At 64.7% G+C, this 10323-nt stretch carries 9 protein-coding genes and 1 tRNA gene; 4 read left to right on the forward strand and 6 right to left on the reverse strand.

The window, feature by feature from the left end; translation table 11 throughout:
- Positions 1-77 precede the first annotated feature (77 nt).
- The 3 genes from KA184_18785 to KA184_18795 all read right to left on the reverse strand — a co-directional run bounded on the left by KA184_18785 (position 78) and on the right by KA184_18795 (position 3182).
- Positions 78-154 (reverse strand) — tRNA-Arg (locus KA184_18785).
- 94 nt (positions 155-248) lie between these two features.
- Entirely contained in the window at positions 249-1718 is a 1470-nt protein-coding gene (locus KA184_18790; protein ID MBP8131631.1) for a hypothetical protein, read from the reverse strand.
- Positions 1719-1742: 24 nt separating this feature from the next.
- A complete protein-coding gene (locus KA184_18795; protein MBP8131632.1) occupies positions 1743-3182 on the reverse strand; it encodes a sulfatase in 1440 nt (479 codons plus the stop codon).
- 309 nt (positions 3183-3491) lie between these two features.
- Between KA184_18795 and KA184_18800 the strand changes: the two genes are divergently transcribed.
- From KA184_18800 to KA184_18810, 3 genes are all read left to right on the forward strand, one after another.
- Positions 3492-4835: an alpha-galactosidase gene (locus KA184_18800; GenBank protein MBP8131633.1), complete on the forward strand. Its 1344-nt coding sequence runs from the start codon at positions 3492-3494 to the stop codon at positions 4833-4835.
- 85 nt (positions 4836-4920) lie between these two features.
- Positions 4921-5562, forward strand: a complete 642-nt coding sequence (locus tag KA184_18805; GenBank protein ID MBP8131634.1) for an IMP cyclohydrolase — start codon at positions 4921-4923, stop codon at positions 5560-5562.
- Between the two features lie 35 nt (positions 5563-5597).
- Positions 5598-7028 (forward strand): adenylosuccinate lyase, encoded by a 1431-nt coding sequence (locus KA184_18810; protein MBP8131635.1) that lies wholly within the window; start codon positions 5598-5600, stop codon positions 7026-7028.
- A 73-nt stretch (positions 7029-7101) separates the two neighbouring features.
- Here the strand turns inward: KA184_18810 and KA184_18815 are convergent, their stop codons facing one another.
- From KA184_18815 to KA184_18825, 3 genes are read right to left on the reverse strand one after another with little or no spacing between them, the layout of a single operon-like run.
- Positions 7102-7569, reverse strand: a complete 468-nt coding sequence (locus KA184_18815) for a putative molybdenum carrier protein (protein MBP8131636.1) — start codon at positions 7567-7569, stop codon at positions 7102-7104.
- A 22-nt stretch (positions 7570-7591) separates the two neighbouring features.
- A complete protein-coding gene (locus tag KA184_18820; GenBank protein ID MBP8131637.1) occupies positions 7592-8875 on the reverse strand; it encodes an ATP-grasp domain-containing protein in 1284 nt (427 codons plus the stop codon).
- The gene (locus tag KA184_18825; GenBank protein MBP8131638.1) at positions 8872-9840 is read right to left on the reverse strand and encodes a glycosyltransferase family 2 protein; all 969 of its coding nucleotides are present in this window, start codon (positions 9838-9840) and stop codon (positions 8872-8874) included. The genes KA184_18820 and KA184_18825 overlap by 4 nt, the downstream gene beginning before the upstream one ends.
- 212 nt (positions 9841-10052) lie before the next feature.
- Here KA184_18825 and KA184_18830 point away from each other — a divergent pair.
- The coding region (locus KA184_18830) for a hypothetical protein (protein ID MBP8131639.1) at positions 10053-10323 on the forward strand (271 nt) is incomplete at its 3' end.

Raw genomic sequence — 10323 nt, forward strand, 5'->3', positions numbered from 1 at the left:
CCTCCAAGACAGGCTTTCAGAAGGACGAGTGACCTGCTTGCAGTGGGAAGTGCAAGGCATGTCGAAAGGAATGGCGATGGCGCGCCTGCTGGGACTCGAACCCAGGGCCCTCGGCTTAGAAGGCCGATGCTCTATCCACCTGAGCTACAGGCGCATGATTGCTGCTGTCGCGAGGTTGTTGACCCGAATGCGGAAGTGTCCGAACCAACGAGAATGAGTGTAACCGAGACGGCCCGTCCGCGACAAATTCACGGTGTAACCGCAAACCCGTACAGCGACGCGCGGGCCAGTTCGAATTCGAGGGCAAAGTCCTTGCCGCGCAGTTCCGTCAGGGGGTGCTTCCAGGCCAACGGCGCATCGATGCTGTCCGTGGAAATGGCCGCGCAGTCTTCAAAGCCGAAGCCGGGGATGGGCGCGCCGCCGGCGTCGAGGCAGCGGGCGCGCACGGAACCGCCGCGGCTGTCGACGTTCAGGGTCATGCCGCCGCCGTCGAGGCGCAGCGGGGGCGTCCTCAGAATGCCGCGTTCCGCTTGGGCCCGGCGGGCGACGTACCGGTCGCGGGTGATGGTAACCAGTCCAATCTGCCGTTCCTCGAAGCGGTTGACCTTGTGCCCGCGCGCATAGCCGCCGTAGTACAGGTAGACTTTGTCGCCGACGGGCACTTGCTCGTCGACCCACGCATGCGCGTGGTCCCAGGCGCCTTTCCCGGGGTCGGGCGCGAAGAAGGGCGCCGTGTCGCGGACCCACGCCTCGCCGTCGCGCGACCACGCGAGCGTGGTGTAGCCCACGCCATATGCGTCGGGCGGGTCCGGCGGGTCATCGGCCTTGAGGTCATCGCGCAGTACCTTCACCATGCCAATGATGAGGTCGCCGCGCACGAGGTAGCCGTCCATGGCGTAGAACTGCGTCTCGCCGTCGTCGCGGACAGGGTCGGGCAGGACCACGTAACGGGGGGGCGTCCATGTGGCGAGGTCGCGGCTGTACGCGTGCATGGTGACGCGGCGGTTGTCTTTCCACCAGCCGGGGCGATACACGGACACCGTCGCGATGTACCGGTCCCGGATGGGATCGAAGAAGATGCTCGTGATGTCATGGTTGTGCCGGATGACCGGGTCCGGCGACAGAAAGGACCACGTCAGGCCGTCAGGCGACAGGGCTATTTTGAGGCCGCCGTCCATGTACCAGCCGAAGGCGTAGCGCCGCGCGGGGCCGGCATATGCGGGCCCGCGGTCGACGACGCTCACGCCGAACTGGATGGGCCCGGGCATTTCGAGCGTGCGCGCGGGGCGCTCCCAGTGGATGCCGTCCGGGGACTCCAGGTAGCCCACAAGCGAGCGCGACGCGTTGGAGTCCTCCGTGTGCCGCCCGTACCAGAGCCGGAACCGGCCCGTGCCCTCGTCGCGCAGGATGGTCATGTATGGCTGAAAACAGCCGTCTCCCTTGCCGGTCACGATCGGGTTCGGCAGCGAACCGTCGCGAACAGGCGGCTGCACCTCGCGGGTGATGCCCTCCACCGCGGCGACGTAGAAGTCGTCGATGAAGAGGTGCGGCCCCGGCCCGACGGGAACGCACGAGGCGTGTTCCAGCGGCGCCGCGGGGTCATAGAGCGACGCTTCTGCATTCGTGAGCGGCGTCTCTTCGCAGCCCTGCGCGGCGCAGGGTGTTGAAACCGCGCTCATCAGGGCGCCCGTCAGCAACGCAACGATCGCCATACGCATGGGTGGTCTCCTTGTCGGGTGGGCTTACGGCTGATCCGCGCGCGGGGGCATGACGGCGCCTACGTCCTTGCGCCACGCGTCGAGGGCGTCTCGCATGCGCCGCAGGCGCCGCGGCTGCTGGTCCGCGAGGTTGCGCGTCTCGCCGATATCGTCGCGCAGGTTGAACAGTTCAAGATCGCCGCGTTCGTAATGCTCGATCAGTTTCCAGTCGCCCGCGCGCATTGCGCCCGCCGGGCGTCCGCCCTGATTCGCAAAATGCGGGTAGTGCCAGTACAAGGCGCCGCGGCGCAGCGGAGCGGATGGGTTCGCGAAAAGCCGTCCGATATCGACGCCGTCCAGCGCGTTGTTCGCGGCCGCTTCCCTCGCGCCCGCCCCGGCCAGCGAGCAGAAGGTGGGAAAGAAGTCGACGCTCGTGACCGGCGTCTCGCAGACGGTGTTATTCGGGACCATGCCGGGCCACCGCGCGATCATCGGCTCGCGTATGCCCCCTTCGTAGAGATAACCCTTGCCTGCGCGGAGCGGGTAGTTGTCCGTGGCGGGCGTAAGCGGCCCTTCCTCGACGGAGAGGCCGCCGTTGTCGCTGAAGAACACGACGAGCGTGTCGTTTTCGATGCCGCAGCGCCGCAGCGTTTCGAGCACCATGCCGATGCTCTCGTCCACCGATTCGAGCATGGCGGCGTAGTGCGGATTGTGCTGCCGGGGCGCGCCGCCGGAGACGGTTTCGAGTTTGCGCTGATACTTGGCGATCTTGTCCTGTTTCCCCTGGAGCGGGATATGGACGGCGTAATGCGCAAGATACAGGAAGAACGGTTTTTCTTTTTGGGCCTCGATGAACTTGCACGCTTCCTGCGTGAGCCGGTCCGTCAGGTATTCGCCTTCAACGCCGCCGTCCAGCGGCGGGTTGCCTTTCCAGTCCGGCCAAAAGAAGCTCCTGGGCATGCCGCTCGCGCCGCCCGCGATGTTCACGTCGAAACCCTGGTCCTCGGGCCAGTAGCCCTTGCCGCCGAGGTGCCATTTGCCCACGTGGCACGTGGCGTAGCCCGCGCCGCGCAGCGCCTCAGCCAGCGTGGTCTCTTCGAGCGGCAACTGATCGGCGTAAGGGGCCGTGCGCACCGGCGAGTCCTCGGGGCTCAGTGTGCCCTTCAGGAAATTCGTCAGGCGTAGCCGCGCCGGATACTTGCCCGTCATGATGCTCGCTCGCGTGGGCGAGCACACCGGCGCGGCGGCGTACGCCTGCGTGAAGCGCATCCCTTCCGCCGCCATCCGGTCCAGGTTTGGCGTCTCGTGGAAATCGCTGCCGAAGCAGCCGAGATCCGCGTAGCCGAGATCATCGACCAGTATGAACACGAAGTTCGGCTTGCGGCGCGCGCCGCCGTCCCGCGCCGCGGGCGCCGCGTCCGCGAGCCACATCCCGGCGGACAGAGCCGCAGCCGAGAGAAAAGTGCGCCGGTCCAGGGTTGCCATGGTTGCTCTCCTCGCTGCGGACAATAATAACGCCGCCGTGGCGCCTAATTGTAGCGTCCCTTGGCAGTGGCGTGGGAAGGAAGCGCCTGTTTGCGGCGCGGCCTGGAAAAACTTGCAGCGGACACCGCGCGGGGTTCAAGCTCTATAAGCCATCCCAAGACTCGCGCGACAAGCAGAATCGCCCCTTCGACGGGAAGATTTTGTTCAAAGAGCCAGGTCACCTTTGGCCGCGTTTTGCAGGGGCGAGGCATGCCTCGCCCCCACTCTCGGGATAGCTCCTGGCACTCGTAGAAGAGGAGGAGACCATTCATGACCATCAAGATTGCGCTCATCGGCGCGGGCAGCCGCAACTTTGCGCCCTTGTCCGTACGCGACATCCTGTTGAGCGAGCCGCTGCGCGAACGCGGTGTAGAAATCGTATTGATGGATATTGTGGCGGAGCATCTGACCGAGATCGAGCAATACGCGCTCCAAACCGCAGCGACGCTGAAACACGACGCGCGTATTTCCTCAACCACGGACCTCGCGGCGGCGGTGGACGGCGCGGACTTCGCCGTCGCGGCCATCGAGGTGGACCGCTACCTCTACTGGGCGCAGGATTTTCACGTGCCGCGAAAGCACGGGTTCCGGCAGGTCTACGGCGAGAACGGCGGCCCGGGCGGCATCTTCCACGCGTTGCGCAACATGGGCCCGATCATTCACATCGCGCAGACGATGGAACGGCTATGCCCGGGCGCATGGCTGATCAACTTCACGAATCCCGAAAGCAAGTTGTGCGAGGCGATTTCGCGATTGACGAAGATCAAGAACGTCGGCCTCTGCCACGGCGTCTATCACGGTTACCTCCAGACGGCGCACATCCTGGGCAAGGCAGTCGAAGACATCGAAGGCGCCGCGTGCGGCATCAATCATTTTACGTGGCTGCAATGCCTGCGCGACAGGAAGACCGGCGAAGACCTCTATCCGCTGCTCCGCGAGCGGGAGGCGCGTGGCGACTGGCTCGCTGAATGGCACGAGTACGGCATGGCGCGCATCCTGTTCCGCAGGTTCGGGCTGTGGCCGTCGCCCGCGCCGAACCACTACGGCGAATACGTGCGCTGGGCCGAAGAGTTCGTGTGCGACGAGGTCCAGTATTTCTATGACCCGATGGACGGCCCCCCGTGGCAGACCGGTCACGTCCCCGAGTTCGTGTACTCACTGAGCGGCGATAAGACGACGCGGCCCTGGTTCAAGCCGGAACCGCCCCCGTCCCGCTTCGAGGACGCGCCGCTGAAACCTTCCGACGAATTCGCCGTGCCGATCATGGAAGGCATCGTCTGCGGCCTGAAACGCGACCTGCTCGCCATCAACGTGCCCAATAACGGGACCATCCCCAACCTGCCGGACGACATGGTAATCGAAGCGCCCGGCATCGCCGACAAGAGCGGGCTGCGCACCGTACAGATGGAAGCGCTGCCGGAGGGTATCGCGGCGATGCTGCGGCTCCAGGGCAGCATCCACAAGCTGCTCGTCGAGGCCTTCTCGGAGCGCTCGAAGAACAAGCTCGTGCAGGCGTTCCTGCTGGACCCAACGGTCGATTCGTATCGCCGCGCCGTTGCGTGCGTTGACGAGATGCTGATGCTGCAGCGGGAACTGCTGCCCGAGTTCAAGTAGTCTCCCGCGCGGGACGGGTCGCGCGCGGCATGGCGCTCCGCTATAATCAGGGTCTTCCGCCGGAGACAACCGGGAGGTGGCACCCATGTATATTGGCCGCATCGTCAGTGTCGCGCAAACCCGCGACCATCGCCTTTGCGCGCTCTACCGGGTTTCAAGCCGGTCCTTTCCGAACCGGACAGCCGTCAGCGGCGCGGACAAGATCAGCATTGTGCCCAAACCCGGCCACGAGACCGATGTGCAAAAGAACCCCTATATCGCCTACAACTGCGCGCGCATTGCCTGCGGCGGGCAGGTGGCCGTCGTCACCAATGGCAGCCACACCGACCCTATCGCCGAAAAGATCGCGCAGGGAATGTCCGTGCGGGACGCACTCGCGCTCACTTCGATTCTGCTGGACTACGAAAAAGACCAGTACAACACCCCGCGTATCAGCGCGGTCGTAGACAAGCGCGACGGATCGGCCTGGCTGGCCGTCGTGCGCGAGGACGGCGCCGAAGTCCGGCGGATAGGCCTGCAACCCGGCCATTGCTGTTACGTCGCTACCTACGAGGAGAACGTCGTGCGCCCCGAACAGGGCGACGTGTTCCCAGCGATGACCGCGGAGGCGGCAAGCGCCTTCATCCTGGGCGAAGGCGTCTTCTCGCAGCGCACCAACCCGGTGACCGCCGTCGCCGCGATGGCGGAGGGTTCCGGGTTTGCGCTGGCCGTCTCCAGCGCCGTGTAAGACCCGGAGCACATAACCGGCGGGAGTGCCCCACATTGAACACCGAATACGTCTCCCCTCTCGTTGAACGCTTCGCCACGCGCGGGATGGCGGAACTCTGGAGCGCGCAGCGCAAGTTCTCCACCTGGCGCAGATGCTGGGTCGCTCTCGCGGAGGCCGAGCGGGAACTCGGTCTGCCCATCACGGACGAACAGCTGGACGAGTTGCGCGCGCATGTCGACGACATCGATTTCGAGGCCGCGCAACGCTATGAACGCAAGACGCGCCACGATGTCATGGCTCACATCCATGCCTACGGCGACGCCGCGCCGAAAGCGCGCCCGATCATCCACCTCGGCGCGACGAGCTGCTACGTCGGCGACAACACCGACCTGATGCTCATGCGGGAAGGTCTCGAAATCCTGCTCGGGAAAGCGGTGAACGTCCTCGAACGGCTCAAGCAGTTCGCCCTCCGCTGGAAAGACCTGCCCACCCTCGGCTACACACATTATCAGCCCGCGCAGGTCGTCACCGTCGGCAAGCGCGCCTGTCTTTGGGCCCAGGACCTCCTCATGGACGCCCAGGACCTCGAAGCCGGCATCAAGCGGCTGCGCTGCCGCGGCGTCAAGGGCACCACGGGCACCCAGGCCTCCTTTCTCGAACTTTTCGACGGCGACCACGGGAAAGTCCGCCAGCTCGAGCAGCGCGTCGCGGAAAAACTCGGATTCGATTCCGCTTACCCCGTCACAGGCCAGACCTATCCGCGCAAGGTTGATACACAGGTGCTTAACATCCTCGCGGGCATCGGCGAATCGGTGCACAAATTCGGCACCGACATGCGCCTGCTCGCCAACCTCAAACAAGTGGAGGAACCGTTCGAAAGCACGCAGGTCGGCAGTTCCGCCATGGCTTACAAGCGCAACCCCATGCGGTGCGAACGGGTCTGCGCACTCGGGCGCTTCCTTATGGTCGCCCCGTTGCATGGCGCGTTCACCAGCGCTATCCAGTGGTTCGAGCGCACGCTCGACGATTCGGCTATCCGCAGATTGAGCGTTCCAGAGGCGTTCCTGGCGGCGGATGCGGCGCTGAACCTGTATTTGAATATCATGGAAAACCCACAGGTATATCCGAAAATCATCGAAAAACATCTTAGGGCCGAGCTGCCGTTCATGGCTACGGAGAACATCCTGATGGCCGCCGTCAAACGGGGCGGCGACCGCCAGACCCTGCATGAGGTAATCCGCGCGCATGCCCAAGCGGCGGCGGCGAGGGTCAAGCAGGAAGGCCTGGAGAACGACCTCCTCGAACGTCTCGCCGCGGACCCGGCCATTCCCTTGTCATCCGAAGAGGTCCATGCCGCACTTGACCCGAGCCACTTTGTCGGGCGCGCCCCGCAGCAGATTGTCGAGTTCATGGCGTCGGACTTGCAGCCTTTCCTGGACCGCAATCATCACCGTCTTGGGGTGACTTCGGATGTGCGCGTGTAGCCCCGTATCGGGGGTCTCGGCGTAGCACCGCAAGGAGTGCAAGCCGCAAGCGGGCGGCAGCCCCCGCCGGGTCTTAACCGCGGTGCACGGCTTCGCCCAGCAGCGTTTCCAGGAAACGGCACGCCAGCTCGTAGATACCCGGCACGGTGCTTTCCCGGGGCCCCGCCACATTCAGCGTCCGGATTGCATGCATGCGGAGCCAGGCCAGCGCGTCTTCCACGCGTGGACTTGCGCTCAGGTCGGCGACAAAATACGGAGTCCCCTCTTTCATGGCGAACACGCGAGTCACCGCCGTTCCCCCGGCGGGTTCGCCATGTGTCAGGATAAGCGTCCCGTCCGCGTCCCGGACGTTCCACAGGGTGCGCTCCGCGTATTCCGCCGATGGCGTCTCGCGCAGCGGGTAGATACGCGGGATGCGGCCGTCTTCGGCCAGGCGCCCCTTGGGGCACCATCCGCCACAGGGGATCCCCAGCCGCAAGGCCGTATCGAGCGCGGCGCGGTCCACCCCTGTCTGACCACCTGAATGAACGCGCTCGAGCATCTCTGTCCCCTTCTGACCCGCTTCAGCGCCCCGTTTCCCTGCCCAGGTAGTCGACCGCGTCCGGGGCGACGACCCGAAGCGCAGGGAATGCCGCCTCCAAGACGAACCGCTCGGAGTACGAGTCATTCACCATCACGCAGCGTTCCGGCGCAATGCCATGCCGCGCGATGAGCGCCGCGAGGGTCTCCGCCTTGTCCTCGCTGATGCAAACCTCGATAAAGAAATCCGGAACCTGATACAGCCGCAATAGCGCCCGTGCGTTCCCGTTGCGCGTCAGGAGCAATTGCCGCTTGCCCCGGTTGTTCAGGTCGTAGAGACAGGCCATCACTTCCGGGTCCGGCTTTCCGTCTTTGCGCAGCAGGGTGTCGTCCAAGTCCCACACGACCCAGTCGAAAGGCGCGCAGTCGCAGAAGTTGCGCAGACAACGGTTCAGCACGACATCCCGGCACATGCGCGGCACCCGCACGCAGTCGCCGCCGTACAGGAACGCCGCGATCAGGGGAATATTCACGCCGCCCAGCCGGGTCAACGTCATGCTGCCGCCAATGCGCGCGTTGACCTCCAGCAATACCGGTTCTCCCGCCGCGTTTTTCTTGAACTGGGCGAACCATGGCCCTTCGATGCGCAACGCCCGCGCAATCGCCTCCACCTGCTCCGCGACCGCTGGCTCGTCCACGGGGCGCGTGCCCAGCGCGACCCCGCGCCCGATGTTCGCCCGAACGCGCACGTTCGCAAACAGCAGTACGCCCGAACGGTCGCTGATACAATCCACGGTGTACTCGTCACCGGGAAGATGCTCGCACAGGAGCGTTTCATCGCCAAGCGCGGGGCTCAGTTCGTCCCGGGAACGCGCGACATAGCTGCCCCGGGAACCGCTGCCCTGGTCCGGTTTTACAAACAGCGGCAACTGCGCATTCTGAAGCGTGTACAGCCGGGGCACGGCCACCGCGCCGCCGAGCCGCGCATAGGTCGCGCGCTTCGACAGCAGCAGCCGCGCGATTTCCGCGCGCGGCGTCACGAACGTCACCCCCTCCACGCGCATCTCGGAACAGACCGCCACGAGCGGGTCCCACGCAGGAAACACGATGTCGATATGGCAGTCCCGCAGGATCGCGGCGAATTGCTCCCGAAAACCCGGCGCCTGATAGTATGGACATTCCACGTAATGCTCGACCAGAAAGCGCGCCGGGTCATACCGGCCCTTGCCGCTGCTTCCGCCGAACAGCGAGAACTTATTGCTCTTGCGCAGCGCCTGGATGATTTCAAGGCCCGGCTCGTTGCAGGCAGGAAACACGAATACGTTCACGACGGCTTCCCGTCAGAGGCCGGGGGCGCCTCGATAATCTCGCGCACAATGTAATAGGGCTTGTTCTGCACCTCCACGAATATGCGGCCCACGTACTCGCACATGACGCCCGTGGCGATCATTTGCACCCCCGCGAGAATAAAGAACAGCGCCGTCACGCTCGCCAGCGAACCCGCGAGCGGATCGTAGTTCACGTCGATGATCCGCCGCGCAAAGATCAACGCGCCCATGAAAAAGCCAACCAGGGACAAGAGACAACCCACCAGCCCGATAATCTTGATGGGGGCTGTCGAAATGCTCGATATGATGTCGAAGTTCAGCCGCAACAACGAAAAAAGCCCGTACTTGCTCGTGCCGCGGGCGCGTTCGCGGTGTTCGACCTTGACCTCCGCCATGCGCACGCCGAGCCAGAGCATTTCGGCGGGCAGGTAACGCGCGTGATGCGTGAAATCAGACATCCGGTCGACCACATCCCGCCGGAAAGCCTTCAGCCCGCAACCCAAGTCCCGGATCTTCGAACCCATCAGGAACGAGATGGTCCGGTTCAGGATGCGCGAGGGGAGACGTCGCGCCAGGGCGTCCTGACGCTGCTCGCGCCAGCCCTGCGCCACGTCATAGCCCTCCTCGAGCTTCTCGATGAGCTTTGCCATCTCTTCCGGCGGATTCTGCAGGTCCGCGTCCAGTTGCACGACAAAACGGCCCCGAACATGCGCAAAACCCGCGTAGAGCGCGGGCGTCTGGCCGAAATTGCGCGCAAGCCGCACGATGCGCAGGCGCGGGTCCCGTTCGTGCAGGGCGCGCAGCACGTCAAGGCCCCCGTCGGTGCTGCCATCGTCCACGACTATGACCTCGAAAGAACGGGAAAGCCGCTCCAGCGTGCCGACAATGCGTTCGTACAGTTCGGTCAGGTTGGGCGCCTCGTTGTATACGGGCACCACTACGGATATGTCGATCTGGTCGTTCATTGCGCTTCTTCCCCGGCCTCAGGAAGCATGAACACAGTATAAGCCAAGCGCGCCCGCCCTTTCACGTGTTCGGAATGGCGCGGCCCGCGCGCCGGTCCTGCCGCTTGCGGGCTTGTCCGATTCGCAGGGTCCGATTCGCGGGGTTGTCCGCCGCCGGAATGGTGGGCTATGCTGCATTCGCGAAATGCTTTCTTTCGCGAAGAGCGCCGCGGATGATTCCATTGAATACAACGTGTATCGCCTGTTGTAGCCGCCGCCTGACCTGCTTCGGCGCGCGGCGCGGCTACAAGTATCATCGCTGCCCGGATTGCGGCACCCTTCAACTCGCGCCGCTTCCCGAACCCGGCGCGTTACGGCGCGCCTACGCGGAGGAGTACGCGCGGGCCGACCACTGGCAGATGGGGGCGAATCGGCGCAACGAAGCCGTGCGCGGACAGTCTCAAGCGGTCGTCGACGCGTTGCTGGCCCACAACGTTCGCGGCA

The organism is Candidatus Hydrogenedentota bacterium (assembly GCA_018005585.1).
Classification (GTDB): domain Bacteria; phylum Hydrogenedentota; class Hydrogenedentia; order Hydrogenedentales; family JAGMZX01; genus JAGMZX01.

Bases quoted from the DNA above. Each gene is read 5' to 3' on its own strand.
- KA184_18790 (MBP8131631.1), bottom strand. From the start codon at position 1,718: ATGCGTATGGCGATCGTTGCGTTGCTGACGGGCGCCCTGATGAGCGCG.
- KA184_18795 (MBP8131632.1), bottom strand. From the start codon at position 3,182: ATGGCAACCCTGGACCGGCGCACTTTTCTCTCGGCTGCGGCTCTGTCC.
- KA184_18800 (MBP8131633.1), top strand. From the start codon at position 3,492: ATGACCATCAAGATTGCGCTCATCGGCGCGGGCAGCCGCAACTTTGCG.
- KA184_18805 (MBP8131634.1), top strand. From the start codon at position 4,921: ATGTATATTGGCCGCATCGTCAGTGTCGCGCAAACCCGCGACCATCGC.
- KA184_18815 (MBP8131636.1), bottom strand. From the start codon at position 7,569: ATGCTCGAGCGCGTTCATTCAGGTGGTCAGACAGGGGTGGACCGCGCC.
- KA184_18825 (MBP8131638.1), bottom strand. From the start codon at position 9,840: ATGAACGACCAGATCGACATATCCGTAGTGGTGCCCGTATACAACGAG.